Origin of the sequence: Bacillus sp. 005/A4HT-01/001, from assembly GCF_004634445.1 — a bacterium.
In the GTDB taxonomy this organism is placed as follows: domain Bacteria; phylum Bacillota; class Bacilli; order Bacillales; family Bacillaceae; genus Bacillus; species Bacillus altitudinis.
The window spans coordinates 406,874-424,834 of sequence record NZ_SEIZ01000002.1 but is presented as its reverse complement, the minus strand read 5'-3'; the positions used below and the strand labels follow the sequence as shown (position 1 = coordinate 424,834).

The following is a 17,961-nucleotide window of genomic DNA, read 5'->3' as shown; positions in this document are numbered from 1 at the left end:
CTAAATATAGCTAGTTTAAAATATTAGCTCCTTAGAATTTGAAGAATTTCTGTTGCTTCTTTGTACAATTCATTAACTAGTTGTATAATAATTCCTCGCAAATCCACTTCATTTTCAAATGCAATTAAATATCCTTTTTTGCTGATCAGATTATTTGATACACAATCCCAGATATCAAGATGGTCTATACAATAACCTTCATCTCCCTCATCACCATCATGAAACTCTTCGCCATTTAGATAATCTACTGAAAAATATATGGATGAATGATAACCTGCTTTAAAACAATCTGAAACATGAACTTCTCTCCCGCTAAATTTCTTCCCATATCCGAATCGTCCAAATGCAGCATTGATTGTTAACCCTAAATCTCTAAAATCTATTTGTTTTTCATTCACTATATTCAAAGCGATTTTTGTTATTTCTTTTTCGATATCTGCGATAAATTCTTTGGTCAAAGTATTCAATTTAATTTTTTTCAAATTTTTCACCTCTTGCATTGCCTATAGTTGTTAAGATAATGATTACTATTTCACTTCAATATATTTCTATAAATATACCATACTTTCAAACTAACCCAATTATCATCTTTTTATCAATATATCCCCAAATTCACTCATAAAAAAAGCACCCTAAACGGATGCTTCTATCAAATGATATTTTTTCAAAATACGATAGGTGATTTCTTTTGCTTCTAGTCCGGTTCCTTCTATATTTGTGGTGAAGATGTAGGTTTTGTTTTCATGTTTGATGAAGCCTGCGTACCAGCCGATTCCTGATCCGGAGCCTGTTTTTCCGTATAACGTGGCGTGTTTTTCTTCTTCTTGTATCATCATTCGCTTGACGGTTCTCATAACCGATAGGTCAAATGGGAGACTTTCTTCATATAGCTGTTTAAGGAAATGAACTTGTTCTACTGGAGAAATGCGTAATGTACTGCTTAGCCAAAATTGATCGATTCCGCCAGATATGTCTTGATTCCCATAATGAATGGCTTTTATCCAATGGCTCATCCGTTCTTCCCCGATGTCACGCGCCATGGCTTGATAATACCAGACGACTGAATCTCTCATGCCAGAGCCCAGTGTATGGTCCTTATTCCAGTTATCAATCTCTCTTTTTACTCCGTCCCAATATTTGATGTCGTATTCATCTTTAACTGCGCCAGTTTGAAGTCCGATTAAGGCATTTGCTATTTTAAACGTTGATTGTGGTGCAAAGCGCTTGTTCGCTCTTTTTTTGTTATACACCCATGGTGATTTTTCTTTTACTTCTTGAATCACAAATGTGCCTTCCCGATCTTTCAAAAATTCATCTACTGACCACGATGGTGATGTTCCTTCGCTTGATGAAGGTTGGCCGATAAAAAGTGCCATCAGCATAATAGTGGAAAATAGCCATTTTATATGCTTCTTCAAAAAAACCGCTCCTTTTCCCATGATTTGTATCGATTTTAGCATGTTGAGCGATAAGACATAAGGTACGCTTGTCCTCTTTTCTGCCAAATAAAAAAAGCCGGTTTTATCCGGCTTTCTGTTTATTGTACGTTCCATTTTTTCTCTTCAATCGCTTGCTTTGCAATTTTTGAAATTGTCATATCGTCCATTGGTGGGTTATGAAGGCCAGCACGAATGTCTCGATAGTAACGTTGAAGCGGGCAGCTAAGGCTTAAGCTTTTTGCACCGACTAAACGCATGGCTTTATCGACCACTTGCAGACTATGATTGACGACTGTATGCTTCACAGCACCGAATTCATTGATTAACAGCTCTCTTTTCTCTGGCTGCTCATACAATGTTGTCGTTGAATAGATGACATGGCGTGCTTGCTTTAGTAGTAAATCAATTTCGCCAATCAGTGTTTGGACATTTGGCAGTTCGCTAATCGTTCCGCTAATACTGTTCGGTGAATGGGTGATGGCATACTGAACAGCATAGTCTCTTGCCGCTTGCGCAATCCCTAAATAACAGGAAGGGATATGTGCGATCCAAGGATTCAGCATACCGCCCCGAGGTCCTTTTTGCACTTCAACCAACATGTCATCTGGGACTTCCACTTGATCTAGAATTAAATCATGGCTCTCTGTTCCTCTCATGCCAACAACATCCCACGTTTCTTCTATAGAAACACCTTTTGTATCACGGTGAATTAAGAAGAAGCCCATCGCTTCTTTTTCTTCGATCCATACACCGACGAGAAAGTATGTGAGTGCTGGTGACATCGTTGTGAATGTTTTCCGGCCATTGATCACCCAATGATCTCCTGATTTCGTTGCAGTTGTTCCAGGTTTGCCTCCTCTTGTTGGACTCCCTGTCTGCGCCTCACTGACGGCCCGGTTCACAAGAGCCCCATTTTTGATTTCTTCAGCAAAAAATTGCAGCTGCTTCTCATTCCATAGTTTCTTTTCATAAATTTCACCAACAACTCCTTGGTGCCAGCCGATCGATAAGGCAGTTGCTCCATCCATACTTCCTAGCGTTTCTTGAAAAAGGACCATATCCTTTACAGATTGACCCCCGCCCCCGTACTCAACAGGCAGAGACAACGTTGTATAGCCCAGTTCTACTAATGATTCGATATTCTGTTTAGGAAAATAGGCACCCTCATCATGTTCTTTTGCAGAATGTTCGATCGTTTCACGAAGGGATTCTAGTTGATTTAGCCAATTTTTTTGAAAATCTGTATCGACAAATAATGCTTTAGACAAAACGTATCCAACTCCTCTGTTTCTCGCAATCTATCATATCCGATTTATCCAATAGGTATTATTAAAACACACTTTACTTATAGGATTTAATGTGTTAAATTTTATCAATATTAAGTACATATGTCAAAGGAACGTGATGCTTTTATGATTTCTGCTACTAATCTACATAAATCCTATGGGTCAACTCATGTGTTAAAAGGAATTGATTTCACCGTACAAGAAGGTAAAGTGGTCGCCATTATTGGACCGAGCGGATCAGGAAAAACAACACTTCTCCGCAGTTTAAACAGCCTTGATATCCCAGACAAAGGAACGCTGACAGTTGGAGAAGCCACGATTCAATTTGAACAATATCGAAAAAAAGATCTTCTAGAACTCAGACAGCAATCGTCTATGGTGTTTCAGCATTATCACTTGTTTCAAAATAAACGAGCACTTGAAAACATCACAGAAGGATTGATTGTGTCTCAAAACATGTCTAAAAAAGAGGCAGAAAAAATCGGAGAGCAATTGTTAACGCGAATTGGGCTGCTTCATAAAAAAGATGCGTTTCCAAGTGAATTATCCGGCGGTCAACAGCAGCGAATCGGAATTGCCCGTGCGCTTGCCATGAATCCTGCGGTGCTTTTATTTGATGAGCCGACGTCCGCACTGGACCCAGAGATGGTCGGAGAAATCCTTGAAATGATGAAAGATATTGCGAGCCAAGGAATGACGATGGTCATTGTGACGCATGAAATTTCGTTTGCAAAGGATGTAGCGGATACAGTGATCTTTATGGCAGATGGGGAAATCGTTGAAAAAGGCTCACCAGAAGACGTCCTGATGAAGCCTCAGCATGAACGGACGAAACAATTTTTATCAAGAATTCATCGCGGGATGTGGCAAGGATTGGAGGAAGACAGATGAAGCGCAAGACTTTATTCACTGCCGCTAGTATCCTTCTGTTTCTCCTCTCTCTCATTGGCTGCAGCAGTGTGAAAACAACAACAGATGATGGCAGACAAATTGTCAAAGTTGCACTAAGCGCAGAAGTCAATCCGCCTTTTTTAGCCACAAATGACCGCAACGAGCCGATTGGCTATAACATCGATTATTTAAATGAAGTCGAGAAACGTTTGCCACATATTCATTTTGATTATATCTTTGGCGAGGAAGAATCCAATTTAATTGGGATCGGCGCTGGGAAATTTGAAATGGCGGCTAATTGGTTTTTCAGTAATCCTGAACGTGAAAAACGCTTTCTTTATCCTAAGGTGCCATATGGCTATTCGATGACAGGTTTAATTGTGAATAAATCAGAGCAAGATATTCAATCTCTAGACGATATGACATCAAAAAAGCTCGCTCCCATCAGTCCTAGCGGTGGCCTTCGTTCCATATTAAATCAATATAATGAAGAACATGATCGAAAAATTCCGCTCACAACCATTGAAAGTCCTTCAAACGAACTCAATTTAAAACGAGTCGAAAGTGGACGATCCGATGCGGCTTTTATGAATATTTCAACCTTTGATACGATTCAAAAACATCTTCACCTGAAAGTCAAAGTGGGCGGCATTGTCTCAAAGGAACCTATTTATCTTGTCTTACAGCCTAGTCAAAAGAAACTAGCAGCAGAATTGGACCGAGTGACACAAGAGATGATAAAAGACGGAACATTACCTGACCTTGCGAAGAAATGGTTTGGCGTTGATTTCTTTCAAGATATTGACTATATATCAGAGCAAGGCTATCAATATGAAGAAAGGAAGGAAGCGCCATGACGTTTACAGCTGGAGATTGGCTGAGAATCTTTTTACAAGTGGTTGATCGTCTGCCACTCACATTTCTTATGATTGTGGTGTCATTGTTTTTTGCCATCATCATCGGATTGCTGTTTGCTTGCATTCGAATCAAACAAATTCCAGTGCTGAAACAATTGGCGGTCATTTATTTGTCATTTACACGAAGTACACCGCTCATTGTTCAGTTATTTCTGATTTATTTTGGCCTGCCTCAGCTTTTACTCATGGCCGGAATTCAAATCAATCATTGGGATCGTGTGTTATTTGTGATGATCACATTCTCGTTACATACGGGCGCTTATTTATCTGAAGTCTTTCGCAGTGCATATTCCTCTGTTGGGAAAGATCAGCTTGAAGCAGCTTACATTGTTGGGATGACAGATACGCAGGCATTAATGAGGATCATTATTCCGCAAGCCTTTCTCATTGCACTTCCGAACCTCGGAAATTACACCATTGATCTCGTGAAAGATACCGCCATTGCATTTACAATCGGACTCATTGATATGATGGGACAGGTCAAAATCATCCTAGGCAATAACTACGGGATAGGGATGTTTGAAGTGTACGTCATCATTGCAATTGTGTATTGGCTGATTTGCATCAGTATTGAACTGATCACGATGCTACTGGAAAGAAAATTTGTGAAAGGCCGCACCAGCCTGTCACGCTAAGGAGGCGATTTGATGCAAACCATTGATATATCATTTGCGATTGACCAAATACCACATATTCTAAAAGGCGTTCCCTTTACCTTATTGATTGCACTTGTTTCTATGGCTGTGAGCCTTTTGATTGGATCTGTTTTTGCTTTCATTCGCCTCTTTCGTATCCCTGTGCTCCGCCAGCTTGTCACGCTCTATGTCTCATTTTTTAGAGGAACACCTCTCATTGTTCAGTTGTTTGCTTTCTTTTATGGCATTCCATTTGTTCTGACCAAAATGAATAGCACTTTTGGGTTGACCTTTCACCCGGATATGGTCTCCCCGCTTACCGTTGCCCTTATCACCTTCAGCCTGCATTCAGCCGCACATTTAACAGAAGTGGTCCGCAGCGCACTTCTTGCAGTAGACAGAGGGCAGCTTGAAGCGGCGAAAATCGTTGGCATGACCACCAGACAGGCGATGATTCGCATTATTTTACCGCAAGCGTTTGTGGTTGCCCTGCCAAACCTAGGGAATCAGCTCATTCAGCTGTTAAAAGCCACATCCCTTTCGTTTACAATTGGTGTACTGGAAATCATGGGAATCTCGCGCATCATTGCAAATGATGGCTACAAGTTTTTAGAAACGTATCTGGTCTCTGCTTTGATCTATTGGATGCTTAGTATTTTCTTTGAACTCGCTTTTGCTTTGTTAGAGAAACGAGTCAGCGTGTACGGAAAATCTCTTGGACGTTAAAAAAAAGAGAATGGCAGATGCCATTCTCTTTTTCGTCCTACTTATTCAGCACTGACTAAAATTTTCACTTGATCTTTTTCATTGATTAATGCATGGAAGCCATCTTCGATCACATCGTCCAGCTTGATTTTCTTCGTGACGAGTGTGTCTGCAGAGAAATAGCCTTTTCTCATTAAGTTTAATACAGATGGGAAAACATCTCTGTAGCCGATGATTCCTTTGACTGTACGTTCTTTAATGACAATGTCATTCGGCATAATTTCTGCGCCTTTTTCCCAAATGCTTACAATGACTGTTTCACCTGAAATTCTAGTTGATTGGATTGCTTGCTTCAATACAACAGGTACACCTGTCACTTCAAAAGAAACATCGACTCCACCATTTGTACGGCGTGCGATTTCTTGAACAACATCTTCATACTGAGAAGGATCTACAATGATCGCTCCAAGTTCTTTTGCTTTTTCTTGGCGCTCTTTTGATAATTCCACTGCATAAATGTCAGTAGCACCAGCTGCTTTTAATGCTTCAATGACAAGTAAACCAATTGGTCCACAGCCAAACACAGCTGCTGTATCCCCAGCTTGTACTTTACTAGAACGAACGGCATATAAAGCAACTGCAGAAGGTTCAACAAGTGCACCTTGCTCATATGAAATTTCGTCTGGTAACAAATGAAGTAATTCTTCATCGACAGATACATATTCAGAGAATCCTCCACCGCCACCAGCAAGTCCTAAGAAGCCCATGTTTTCATCTAAGTTGTAAGCACCTTGGTGCCCGTGAGTTGCAAAAATAGGTTCAACAACCACTCGATCGCCTACTTTGTAATTACTCACGCCTTCTCCAACTTCTACAACTTCACCAGAGAACTCGTGTCCCAGTGTAATGGGTGCTTTTTCTTTTGTAAGTGGATGAGGTTCATTCACAGGAATGAAGATCGGCCCGCCTAAATATTCATGTAAATCACTACCACAAATGCCGCACCATTTTACTTTCAGTTTCACTTTTCCTGGAGCAACTGTTGGTTCGTCAATTTCCTCTAGTCGAATGTCCTTTTGATCGTGCCAGCGTAGTGCTTTCATTTGTAAGACTCCTTTTCTCATCAATTTAATTAACTTACTTAAATAATGATAACATAATTTTTTTAATTTTCTAAGTAAGATGCACTATTTTTTTGACAGTCAATGGACGAAAAATGACAAAACATAGCAACAGACAAATAAGAAGCATACATAGGCAGCCAATTATGACAGAAGTACGTATCGATAACACATGCGCCAATACGCCGCATATTCCTGTCATGATCATCGTCAGAACTGCTTCACATAATGCATAAAAACTTGCCACTCTCCCCATGACCTCTACCGGGATATTCGTTTGATAAAAAGTCATAAAACCGGTGTTTGCAAATGCTAAAAAGAAAGCGAGAACAAAAAAGCCAGCTGCTGCGACAGTCAATGTGTTCGAAAAAGCATAGATCAAGTATCCAAAAGCCACAAACAAACTCCCCGCACCAAGCATGACTGAAATAGGCAGCCTTTCGACAATGACCGTATTGAGACACGCCCCTGCGATAATCCCTGCTCCAGCTACACTGACAAGAAACCCATATTCGGTATTGGACAACATCAGCACTTCCTTTGCAAAAGCTGCTTCAAGTGAGTCAATTGCAGTCGGCAGCACCGTGATGGCAGCACTAAATAATAAATACACGGCCATCACTTGACGGGATGTGAGACTGAAATGAAAGACAAGTTTTGCATCTTCCTTTAATACCGAGAGAGAAAAGCCCTTTTGTGCCCCGTCTGCTTTTGACAAAATCGGTAAACACATCGTCAAAACAGCAGATATCAAAAGGCAGATTGCATTTACATAAATTGAAAGGACTGGTGTACCAATGAGAAAAAGCAACCCTGCTACGGCGGGTCCGAGTAAAAATCCACCAGACTGAAGCAAAGATCGAATGGCATTAAATCGTTTTCGTTTATCCGCCGGGATTAGTGCTGTCATATACACCATCGAAGCTGGATGAAACATGGCTTGTGCCATTTGAATGAGAAATAGCATCAAATATACGATCAATAAGTGGCCTGAAAATAAGGCAAAGGGTAAACAAGCAATCAGAATGGCCCGACATAGATCTAGACTGATCATGACATTCCGCTGATTCAGTCTATCTATTAAACTACCAGACCAGCTATTTGTTAAAAGAGCCGAGACAGGTCTTAACATATAGACGGCTGTTACAGCAAGAACGGAGCCCGTTTCCTGAAAAATCAGCAAATGTAGAGCAATCATATAAATCCATTCTCCTATGTTCGCAATACCAATCGCTCCAAGTAACATGCTCATATCCCGCCAATGTTTTTTCATCGTAGTGCCCTCCTTTTTGTCATAAAAAAATCCCGCCCCCAAGACATTTCTGTCTTGAGGACGGGATTGACTCCGCGTTGCCACCTCAGTTCATTCACCTGTTACCAGATGAACCTTAGCAGGTTATCGCTAACCCATCTCTATAACGGGAGAATACCGCTGCACCACCATCACAATGAATCCGGTGCAGAGCTAAGAGGCTTGGTTCTGTAACGCTTCCCAGCTCCTTCTCAGCTTCACGGAGTTCTCTGTGTGAGGCAGCCATTACATACTCTTCTCTATTTGCGCTTTATCTTTTTTTCATCACGATCTTCAGCTGAATTGTTCTATATTGTACTGCGCCTCCGTCAAGACGTCAATGTTTTTTCATGTTAATCCGCATAAATCATTTTTCTAGTCATACCGCCATCAACAACCAAATCTGTTCCTGTCACAAATTGATTGTCTTCATCTGTTAAATAAAAACAAGCTTTGACAATATCCTTTGGCGTTCCTACTCGATTGGAAAGGTGCTGCTGATGATCAATTTCTCGCAAATTTTTCTCATCCTTCGTTTCAATCCACCCAGGGGAAATGCTGTTTACTGTTATGTGATCCTGACTAAAAGAAGCAGCCAGCGCATGAGTAAGTGCTGATATCCCGCCTTTTGATGCAGCATACGCTTCTGTATCTGGTTCTGACATGGTCGCGCGAGTGGATGAGATATTAACGATAGAACCGCCTGATTGATTCTCTTTTATATAACGTGCCGCTTCCCTTGCACATAAAAAAGCACCTCGTAGGTTTGTATGCAGCACATGATCAAACTCATCAACCGTTAGCTCATAAGGCGATTTTGTACACATAACCCCTGCATTATTGATGAGAATATCGATCGTTTGATAACGAGCCACAGCAGCCGACATGATGTCTTGAATATCCTTCTCTCGTTTCACATCCGTTTTTTTAAAAAAAGCCTCAAAGGACTCCTTTTTCAGCTGATCTTCCAAACGCTTGCCCTTCTCTTCGTCAATATCCGCAAGCACGACACGCGCCCCTTCTTTCGCATAACCATACGCGATCGATTCACCAATTCCATTGGCTGCGCCAGTAATAACGACTGTTTTATTGTGAAAATTCATCGTTTATCCTATCCTTTCTCTCATGAGATGTTGTCGTCTATCATACCATTTTGAGGAGTATGCATGAATAAAAAACCCTCTATCACAATTGAGAGCAATAGAGGGGCGGAATAATGAAACAACAAGAAGGCAGGGGCCTGAGCTACTTTTTCTCTCATTTGTTATTTAATATTGAATAAATAAACTTAGATAAAACCATTAGGAATCTAACATAAGTCTACCTACTATTCCTTGGTGGATAATGTAAATTGTATTCTTGAATTGTTAAACTCTAAACAAAAAAATGTCGCAAATTTTCTTGTATTTGGTATAATTTTATTAACAATTAAGAAGATATTAGATTGGAGTGATAATCAATGTCTAAAGAAGAAACTGAGTCTGAAGTAGATGATAATGAAGAATTAAGATTAACAAGAAGAACTACAGTGACTAGATTTATTAAATCGTTTTCAAAAAATGAAAATACTAGGATAACATCTGAAGCGAAAGAAGTCCTAATGGGACAGTTAGAACAACTGACTATAATCTTATTTCGGAGAGCGGAAGAGTTATCAAGAGAGGCTCAAAGACTTACTATTAATTCTGATGATTTGGAGAAAGCTTACGAGGAATTAATGAAACCTCATGTTTTTATTGAGGAAATTGTTGATAAATTAGATGCACAAAAATTAGAACTAAGAGACATTGCTAGAAAATCAGTATTGAGGCATATGGAGGATTAACCATGGCATCTAAAACCTTCTTCTTTAGAGAGAGTTATTCTATTAAAGAGATGGAAGAAAGAATATTTGCAGAAGATTTCATAAAAGTTTTTAAAGAATATGCTGCATATGTGTCCGATGGGGAAGATGAAGACCCTGAAATTAATAAACGAAACTGCTATAGAGGTCTTTTAGCTGCATGTACAGGAGATGAATCTAAATTAATAAGAGAAATGAAAAAATGCTTTAACGCTTATGGAAGAAAGGGAGATCGGTTAAACGTTAAATTATTTGTTTTAGAGGACTTCAATTTTACTTTGTTAGATGATATAGAAAACAGAATGGAAGATATCGTTAATAATTCTAAAAATATTAAAGAAATAGACTCTTTATCTCAAGGATTAAATGATGATATCTATCTTGAAGCAACTGAAGTTAGTAGCAATAAAATAGACTTCAAATTTAAATTGGAACAAGTATTTATTAATACCGATTTGGCAATCCCAGCTGAAGAAATCAAAACTATACATATCGAATGTAGATTGTATATTAATACAGGAATAGTAGCAGTTTTCAATCCTCATGGGACAGCTACACATACCAAAAATGCACTCTCAATTATTCACCTCTTGTTTAAAGGGCATTCACCAAGATTTTATGAAGTGAATTTAGACGAGGCACAATTAATAATGATTAATCTTCGTTTAAATGGTCAAGTTTCTTCTCCAAAGTTTACTTCTACTAAAGATGATTTAAGGATAGATATATACGGATTGAATCAAGGAAACCAAGAAAATCCCTTTGTTAAATTTGTTGGTGATTCCCAATTAGAGATTTATGAATTGACTATGACGGCTGTTATTCATAATCATAATTGTACTGTAAAATTAAATGGTGATGGTAAAATTCAAATTGAAACATTTGTTACACCAGAAGTTTTAGATAGTATTATTTTAGATTTAGATTGGGTAATTTTCACAAAAAACTATTATAACGATTATAATGAACAACTTGATGCTTTTATCAAACAGATTAATCGAGGAAGCCTTGAAGCTTTAAGAAAGAGAAAAATTAAAAGAATTGTTGTCGAGATCGAGAATCTAATTACTACTCATATTCAACGTAACTTAATTTTAAAAGAACTAAAGTTGGTTACTACTATAATTTTCAATATCGGAATACAGTTAATAAAATCTGACAATTTTAAACATATTCCTCAAGAAACTTTTGGGAATGAAACTGTCTCACGTTATAATGAACTTATCGAAGTTTGGTCTAAGTTTATGATTTTGAACAAAGGGTTAAATAAAAGCGAGTCTGATGAAAAAGCGTTATATATGCTTAACTACTTACATAGTCTTGTAGTGGAGTCTAATGGAGATGGAGTTAAAATTATAGATAGTTATGAGGAATGGTTAAAATGTCAAACTTAAATGTCGAATTCTATTCAACAAGCGAGATAAAGTTTATAGATCGATTACTAGCTTATAGTGAATGTGATGATGTAAACTCATTAAATGTTAGCTTGGATAATATAAAGAATTTTGATTGGTTTGATAAGGAGGATTTACTTCAATTAAGACTTAAAGGAATAATTGAAGTAAGAAAAGTATCAATTCCCAAAACAAAATTTGAAGGAAGTCTTGAGGAAGTATCTTTTTATGAAAGCGATCACTTATCTATTGACGAGGAAAATTTAATTCGTACTTGGGTTAATTCTGTTTATTATTTAGCCGCTGAAAGTATTAGTCAAAAGATAGACATTTTGAAAAAAGATGGCTATTTTTATATAGAAATTGACGTTGACACGGATTCTAAAATACAAATTAAATTTATTGTAAATGAAAATTTTTCAGAAACAAATGGATTATTTATATCTTTTATAAACAATATTAATCAAAAATTATTTGAAGAAGTTATCTATTGGGATGAACCAATTGCTAATCAATCCTCAGCAAATGCTTTTTTTCAACATTTAAAACAACAAGGTAAGCTTTTATCTAATAGGAACTTTAATTACATAAACATCCCACCTCATTTAGAATCAACAGAATTAGAAGGATTCAAATCTGTAATAAAAACTTATTTAGAAAAGCTAGGTTATAGCCCTTCTTATAATTCAAAATATTTTCGACCTGAAAGTATTGACTATTCACTACCCGAGGAAATGATTAGAGAAGTTTATATTCTTAGAGAACAAAAAATTTTTATTGTAGAAAATCAAAGTAGGATAGAGTTTCACACCTTTATCAATGGTTTAAAAAAATCTAATGATTTAATAACATTCCATATTAATAAAATGAATCAGCTGGTTGAAAAAAAAGTGCAAGTATATTCGGAGAATAAATATCGGAAGAGTATGAACTTTGCTAAAGATTTTAAATTTATTCTTGCTTATATTATAACTTTTATCCCAAGTCTCATTTCTTCTGGGAAAATCTTGTTTACTAATAAGGTGGATAAAGTAATAAATTCTAAGTGGTTATTGTACACTCATTTTATTTCAGCCATAGTAATGATTGTCCTCATTTTATTCATAGGAATTTACCCTCAAATAAGACTATATTTTTTTTCGTGGAGTAGAAATGTAAACAGTAAGGTAAAGAGATATAATAAAGAATATAAGAAAGTTAGCCCCAGTTAAAGAATTTTCTGATGGGATTAAAACTAGTGAAATTTTAAATATCTTTAAAAAAGGCAGGGGTAGCATATATTTATCTACCCTTGTTGAATTATAAAAAGTCTTTAATTAGGATACTGCAATTTGAGTTAATATGAGGAGTTCAATATGAATAAATTACAGGACTTCCTGAGTGAGATTATGTATAGGATAATAAAAGAAGAGTTTTATTAGTTACGTAATTATGTTTTGAAGTTTTCAACATCCGCTCAATACCTCACTAATTCACAGCATGTGAAAACATATGCTAACAAAAAAGAAAATAGCCAATGGCTGCTATAATTATTGAATATTATTGTTTTACTTGTGTCCAATTTGAACCTTTCCTTCAAATCTTTATTAGTAACAAGTTGTTGAAGTTGATAATTAATAAGGTTAAGTATGCAAGGATGAATGAAAGGATAGAAATTGTAAGTCCACTAGAAGGGTATATGGAAGTTGAACAATGTAATTTTATTGATTTGTTTATAGAACCTAAAATGAAGGAATCCCATGACCTAGGGCATCCTTTTACATTGTGAGGTAATCCAACATGCAGCATTTATTGTTCTCACATAGTTATAAACTCCATGCACTCACAGTAGCAAAAAGCAACGGATTCATTTAAACAATTCTGTCCCATTGATAATAAAGAAAAGACTGCCAATTAATGTGGCTTTCCCGTACCATTCGGTACCAATAAACCAAATGATTCTCCTTTTTTAAGTGAAAGGTTACTCCTTTTAATACCTGTTGTTCCTCAAAATTAATGTCATGTACTTTTAGCAACCTATGTCTCTCCTCTATTCTTTATATCGTTCTCCACATAAATCACATTTAATAAATACCATCCAGTCATAATATGTGATACAAAATTCTACTAAAAATCAATATTTCCAATCTGTTCATTTTAACATGTTACGGAATGCAACAGATTAGTACATGCTTTTATAAATTTTGAAAACAAAAAACTTACAAGGTGTTCTTGTAAGTTTTTACATTAATCTTTTGAAATCAATTTACGCGGATTCAAGCACCTAACAAATGTATGAGCCTACTTTGTCCAGCAAAGTTTAATCGACATTTAAGAGAATCGACATATCATCAACATCTGTAACTGTGATAATGAAAACTCCCCTTTATTAACTCTTCTATTTCTGATTGGGATTAAAACATTTTTATTCTTTCCTGAAAAGTGCGATCCAGTCATCTACCTCTATTGATTCTATTTGATCCTCTGTCATTTTCAATCTATAATATTGCTTTATTTTCTCGTTAGCATCTATCATGTATTTTGTAACGTTCTCTTCTTCCTTTAAAGTTTTCGTTGTTCGCTTGACCCATTCTTAAAAAGGATAACGTTTTTTTGTTCCATTGATCTTACTTCTTTTATTCCCTCTTTTAAAAACAATTCCCGCCATTGTTCTGTAGATAAACAGGAGACATGACTTGGGTCTCTCAATCGTTCCAGCTGATTGATAAATAGTGCAAGCTCTTCATCATTTGGTGAAACATTATCAATAAAGAAACTTTAATACGTGAGATGCCTCTTTGGCAAACTGATCAGGGTGCGGGAAATGGTGTGCTGCAATTCGGCATGTGACCATATCAAATGTGCCATCTAAAAAAGGAAGGTTTTCCGCATCCGCTACTACATAAAAAATTTGTGGATACGCTTTCAAATGAAGTGATGTATTCGAAAGCATCTCTTTCGTTAAATCCGTCGCAAACACTTAATTCACATATGGGGCTAGTGCTTTTGCGGGATGCCCGCCACCTGTTGCTATATCGAGTACGATCCAGCTTTCTTTTGGAGCTGTCCATTCAACAATTAGATCCAGGTCTGCTCCCTTTGCATGAGTTTGACTTGCCACATACTTTTTTGCATTTCTCCCAAATTGTTCTACCACTCTTCTTTTGGCCTGATCTGAATTCATCTGATTCCTCCCCTTTGAAATAGACTGGATTTTCCACAATAAAGAGCCGTCCCATTTTATTGAGCGGCTCCTTTCATGTTAAAAATTTATCGAGAAAGCATCCCATGCGGGTCAATCACAAATTTCTTCGCCACACCCGAATCAAAATCGCTATATCCTTTAGGGGCTTGATCTAGGGAAATGACAGTTGCATTAACGGCTTTGGCGATTTGTGCTCTTCCGCTTAAAATAGATTTCATCAAGCTGCGGTGATATTGCATGACAGGGGTTTGGCCTGTCACAAAGGTATGGGCTTTGGCCCAGCCAAGTCCAATTCGCACTTTCAGAGATCCAACTTTTGCATCTTCATCCACAGCACCTGGATCTTCTGTGACGTAAAGTCCTGGAATTCCAAGTTTACCGCCAACTTTGGTAATATCCATAATTGTATTTAAAACGGTAGCTGGTGCTTCTCCTTGATCTCCATGACCTGAAGCTTCAAAGCCGACACAATCGACCGCACAGTCGACTTCTGGCTCTCCAAGGATATTTGTCATTTGTTCACCGATTCGATCATGTTTTCGTAAGTTAATCGTTTCGCAGCCAAAGCTTCTCGCCTGCTCGAGCCTTTGTTCATTGAGATCGCCGACGATGACAGCAGAAGCACCAAGGAGCTGAGCGGAATGCGCTGCTGCTAGACCTACTGGCCCTGCACCAGCAATATAGACGGTAGAGCCCGGCTTTACGCCAGCCGTATAAGCACCATGAAAACCTGTCGGGAATATATCAGAAAGCATCGTCAAATCAAGTATTTTTTCCATCGCCTGATCTTTGTCCGGAAATTTGAGTAGCTGGAAATCAGCATATGGCACCATGACGTACTCCGATTGGCCGCCAACCCATCCGCCCATATCTACATATCCATAAGCTGAGCCAGGTCGATCGGGGTTTACATTTAAACACACATGGGTTTTTTGTTCCTTACACATGACGCAGCGACCACAGGCAATATTAAATGGAACTGATACGAGATCACCCTTTTGGATAAACTCTACATCTCGTCCAACTTCAACGACTTCACCAGTAATCTCATGACCAAGGACAAGTCCTTCAGGCGCAGTTGTGCGCCCTCTTACCATGTGCTGGTCGCTCCCGCAAATGTTTGTTGTCACCACTTTTAAAATGACGCCATGCTCACACTTACGTCCAACATTGGCTTTAGGTACACCAGGGCCATCCCTTAAAACCAAATCAGGGTATCCAATATCTTCAACTGCTACATTTCCTGCTCCTTTATAAACGACACCTTTGTTTCCCGACATGTTTTCATTCCTCCCTTTTTGTTTAAAAATGAAGTCTCTCCAAAGTTCTCTCTTTCTCGGGCTTTTTCCTTCTTTCAATCACACATTGACTCAAATAGTAAATGAAAAATGTCTATCCAGGAGAGAAAAATGTATTTTGCAGTCAAATAAAAAAGAAAATATTGAAAAAAAAGCTAAACATTTGAAGAACATTGTCGATATAAGGAATAAGCCAGACAGGTATCCTTAATCGACAAACAAATTCCTTATATATACTATCATTCCTTACACACCTGGCTGGCCCCTACATATGAAATGAATGCAAAAGACTCTTCTTGTGAAGAGTCTTTTTTATTGATGAATGATCAATTCCCACATGCAAAAAAGGCCCTTCTGTCGAAGAGCCTTTTTTTGAGTGCTTGTTCATTACCTGGGAAATATTTTCATCATCATTTTAAGGCTTTGATACAGATGTATGTATCATAATGGTAAACAGAGACGTCTCTAAAGTGATACGCTGAAAAAAGACAGCTGATGTCTTCTTCACTGTACGTTGAAAGAGACTGTGAGCGTTTTTGTTCCTTCATCAGTTCCTGCTTTTGAAAAGATAAGAATACTTCTCCATCCACTTGAAGAACGCGATATACCTCTTTCATAACTTGTTCGATATCTGGCAAGTAATAGATGGTCTGCACTGTGAACAATTTATTGAATGATCTGTCTTCAAAAGGTAATTGCTCAGCTTTTCCAAGTGTAATAACGGCTTTTTCCTGCTCGACAAGCCTCTTATGTTTTCTTTTCGCGTATTTTACCATATGACGCGAAGCATCGATTCCATATACTTTCCCTCGATCAAGTTTTTCCGCTACTTTAGATAATGTCATACCTCTTCCAGTACCAATTTCTAAAATCCGGTCGTTTTCTTGTATATTTAAGAGTTGAATCGTCCATTGATTGATATTATGATGATTTTTTTCCATATAGCGGGCTACCCATTTTGAGAACAAGCCCTTTGGTTCCCTCATTTGTTTTCCAATCCAGCTTTGAATCAATGTCAACACCTGCTTTGCACCAGTAAATAAAACTATTTACGAATTTTCTTACTTTTCATATCGGCTCTCGCCTAACAAAAGTTAAGACCTAGTCCTAATTCCTTTGTCTTTTATTAGACGGCACCTTTTCTGAAAATGTTTCGCACGTCATGAAAAATATTTAAACAAATAGGCATTTTCATTAATTGTGTTCAGATTGATTTCGTTTTCCGCATGAGCTGCATATTTTATGAATGTATCTTGATTAGATAAAGGTGGTGCTAGATTATGGGCTTTGGCGGTTATTCTGGAGGCTACTGCGGTGGCTACGGTGGCGGTTTTGCAGGCGGATTCGCATTGCTTGTTGTACTGTTCATTTTGTTAATCATCATCGGTGCAAGCTGGATTTGCTAATGTAAAAGGAGCAGGAAACGATGACGTTTCCTGCTCCTTTTCTTTAATACCAATAGGTTGGATAATTGTACATATAGCGTCTGAGCATTTCTTCTTGCTCTCTTTGCATTCTGTATGGATTGCCGTACCCGTGCTTTAAAGAATGCGGAATAGACGCATACCCATGCCCCACTGACGGAAACCTCATATATGGTGACATCGACATTCATTGATCACCTCACAATCTCCTTTTACGGTTATCATATGTGCAGGTGATCAATGTGGAGCGTGTCTAAACCTGGTCCTTCTCCCTTGTATAACAATCAAGCATTGCAAGCATCATAAACATGTCAATCTCCTCCTTTTCATCTTTTTATTGTCCTTTTTAGTTCATATACTTTAGTTGTTTCTGCTTCATTTCTTCATAAAATGTTTCGACTTGTTGTTCATAAAGAACCGTTTCAATGTCTTTGTATTTACGTTGGATCGTCAAAGTAATAAAAAATAAATGGATTGTCATATACGCTCACCTCCCTTCAGTTCGCAGCACGCGAAATAGCCCGCAGATCTTC

General features: G+C 37.8%; 20 protein-coding genes. 8 read left to right on the top strand and 12 right to left on the bottom strand.

The features are described from left to right. Positions 1-23: 23 nt before the first annotated feature. The 3 genes from ES896_RS07730 to ES896_RS07720 form a co-directional block, all read right to left on the bottom strand. A complete protein-coding gene (locus ES896_RS07730; protein ID WP_225310441.1) occupies positions 24-491 on the bottom strand; it encodes a hypothetical protein in 468 nt (155 codons plus the stop codon). A gap of 141 nt (positions 492-632) precedes the next feature. Beyond that, positions 633-1,439 (bottom strand): BPU family class D beta-lactamase, encoded by an 807-nt coding sequence (gene blaBPU / locus ES896_RS07725; protein WP_135226742.1) that lies wholly within the window; start codon positions 1,437-1,439, stop codon positions 633-635. Between the two features lie 98 nt (positions 1,440-1,537). After that, positions 1,538-2,707: an acyl-CoA dehydrogenase family protein gene (locus ES896_RS07720; protein WP_135226670.1), complete on the bottom strand. Its 1,170-nt coding sequence runs from the start codon at positions 2,705-2,707 to the stop codon at positions 1,538-1,540. A gap of 120 nt (positions 2,708-2,827) precedes the next feature. Here ES896_RS07720 and ES896_RS07715 point away from each other — a divergent pair, with 120 nt between their 5' ends. From ES896_RS07715 to ES896_RS07700, 4 genes are read left to right on the top strand one after another with little or no spacing between them, the layout of a single operon-like run. After that, positions 2,828-3,616, top strand: a complete 789-nt coding sequence (locus ES896_RS07715) for an amino acid ABC transporter ATP-binding protein (RefSeq protein WP_135226669.1) — start codon at positions 2,828-2,830, stop codon at positions 3,614-3,616. Continuing rightward, on the top strand, positions 3,613-4,473 hold the full coding sequence (locus tag ES896_RS07710; protein ID WP_135226668.1) for an amino acid ABC transporter substrate-binding protein: 861 nt from the start codon (positions 3,613-3,615) through the stop codon (positions 4,471-4,473). Before ES896_RS07715 ends, ES896_RS07710 begins: the two co-directional genes overlap by 4 nt. Continuing rightward, entirely contained in the window at positions 4,470-5,168 is a 699-nt protein-coding gene (locus ES896_RS07705) for an amino acid ABC transporter permease (protein ID WP_008342617.1), read from the top strand. The genes ES896_RS07710 and ES896_RS07705 overlap by 4 nt, the downstream gene beginning before the upstream one ends. Positions 5,169-5,180: 12 nt before the next feature. Further along, positions 5,181-5,894 (top strand): amino acid ABC transporter permease, encoded by a 714-nt coding sequence (locus tag ES896_RS07700; RefSeq protein ID WP_008342619.1) that lies wholly within the window; start codon positions 5,181-5,183, stop codon positions 5,892-5,894. A 41-nt stretch (positions 5,895-5,935) separates the two neighbouring features. Here the strand turns inward: ES896_RS07700 and ES896_RS07695 are convergent, their stop codons facing one another. From ES896_RS07695 to ES896_RS07685, 3 genes are all read right to left on the bottom strand, one after another. Next, complete coding sequence (locus ES896_RS07695) at positions 5,936-6,976, bottom strand: 2,3-butanediol dehydrogenase (protein ID WP_017358082.1); 1,041 nt, start codon at positions 6,974-6,976, stop codon at positions 5,936-5,938. A 70-nt stretch (positions 6,977-7,046) separates the two neighbouring features. After that, on the bottom strand, positions 7,047-8,267 hold the full coding sequence (locus tag ES896_RS07690; RefSeq protein WP_135226667.1) for an MFS transporter: 1,221 nt from the start codon (positions 8,265-8,267) through the stop codon (positions 7,047-7,049). A gap of 371 nt (positions 8,268-8,638) precedes the next feature. After that, on the bottom strand, positions 8,639-9,388 hold the full coding sequence (locus ES896_RS07685) for a glucose 1-dehydrogenase (RefSeq protein WP_081114536.1): 750 nt from the start codon (positions 9,386-9,388) through the stop codon (positions 8,639-8,641). A gap of 356 nt (positions 9,389-9,744) precedes the next feature. On the opposite strand from ES896_RS07685, the gene ES896_RS07680 reads away from it, so the two are divergent. Genes ES896_RS07680 through ES896_RS07670 form a run of 3 tightly spaced genes read left to right on the top strand, consistent with a single transcriptional unit; the run spans position 9,745 to position 12,733 of the window. Further along, positions 9,745-10,110, top strand: coding sequence for a histone-like protein (locus ES896_RS07680; protein ID WP_081114976.1), 366 nt, complete (start codon positions 9,745-9,747; stop codon positions 10,108-10,110). A gap of 2 nt (positions 10,111-10,112) precedes the next feature. Continuing rightward, positions 10,113-11,522: a hypothetical protein gene (locus tag ES896_RS07675; RefSeq protein WP_135226666.1), complete on the top strand. Its 1,410-nt coding sequence runs from the start codon at positions 10,113-10,115 to the stop codon at positions 11,520-11,522. Continuing rightward, entirely contained in the window at positions 11,510-12,733 is a 1,224-nt protein-coding gene (locus tag ES896_RS07670; RefSeq protein ID WP_135226665.1) for a hypothetical protein, read from the top strand. The genes ES896_RS07675 and ES896_RS07670 overlap by 13 nt, the downstream gene beginning before the upstream one ends. 1,532 nt (positions 12,734-14,265) lie before the next feature. Here ES896_RS07670 and ES896_RS20300 read toward each other — a convergent pair. The 4 genes from ES896_RS20300 to ES896_RS07650 all read right to left on the bottom strand — a co-directional run bounded on the left by ES896_RS20300 (position 14,266) and on the right by ES896_RS07650 (position 17,017). Then, positions 14,266-14,481 carry a class I SAM-dependent methyltransferase gene (locus ES896_RS20300; protein WP_240504445.1) on the bottom strand — a complete coding sequence of 72 codons (216 nt, stop codon included), beginning with the start codon at positions 14,479-14,481 and terminating at the stop codon, positions 14,266-14,268. Next, positions 14,482-14,685, bottom strand: coding sequence for a hypothetical protein (locus tag ES896_RS20295; protein WP_240504444.1), 204 nt, complete (start codon positions 14,683-14,685; stop codon positions 14,482-14,484). Positions 14,686-14,771: 86 nt separating this feature from the next. Further along, entirely contained in the window at positions 14,772-15,986 is a 1,215-nt protein-coding gene (fdhA, locus tag ES896_RS07655; RefSeq protein ID WP_135226664.1) for a formaldehyde dehydrogenase, glutathione-independent, read from the bottom strand. A gap of 428 nt (positions 15,987-16,414) precedes the next feature. Then, positions 16,415-17,017, bottom strand: coding sequence for a class I SAM-dependent methyltransferase (locus ES896_RS07650; protein WP_017367683.1), 603 nt, complete (start codon positions 17,015-17,017; stop codon positions 16,415-16,417). A 267-nt stretch (positions 17,018-17,284) separates the two neighbouring features. Here ES896_RS07650 and ES896_RS20525 point away from each other — a divergent pair, with 267 nt between their 5' ends. Then, positions 17,285-17,410, top strand: coding sequence for a YjcZ family sporulation protein (locus tag ES896_RS20525; RefSeq protein WP_008342643.1), 126 nt, complete (start codon positions 17,285-17,287; stop codon positions 17,408-17,410). A 43-nt stretch (positions 17,411-17,453) separates the two neighbouring features. Here ES896_RS20525 and ES896_RS20095 read toward each other — a convergent pair whose 3' ends face one another. Then, the gene (locus tag ES896_RS20095; protein WP_154666048.1) at positions 17,454-17,615 is read right to left on the bottom strand and encodes a hypothetical protein; all 162 of its coding nucleotides are present in this window, start codon (positions 17,613-17,615) and stop codon (positions 17,454-17,456) included. Between the two features lie 159 nt (positions 17,616-17,774). Next, positions 17,775-17,909 carry a YrzI family small protein gene (locus tag ES896_RS07640; RefSeq protein ID WP_008342648.1) on the bottom strand — a complete coding sequence of 45 codons (135 nt, stop codon included), beginning with the start codon at positions 17,907-17,909 and terminating at the stop codon, positions 17,775-17,777. Positions 17,910-17,961: the final 52 nt, after the last annotated feature.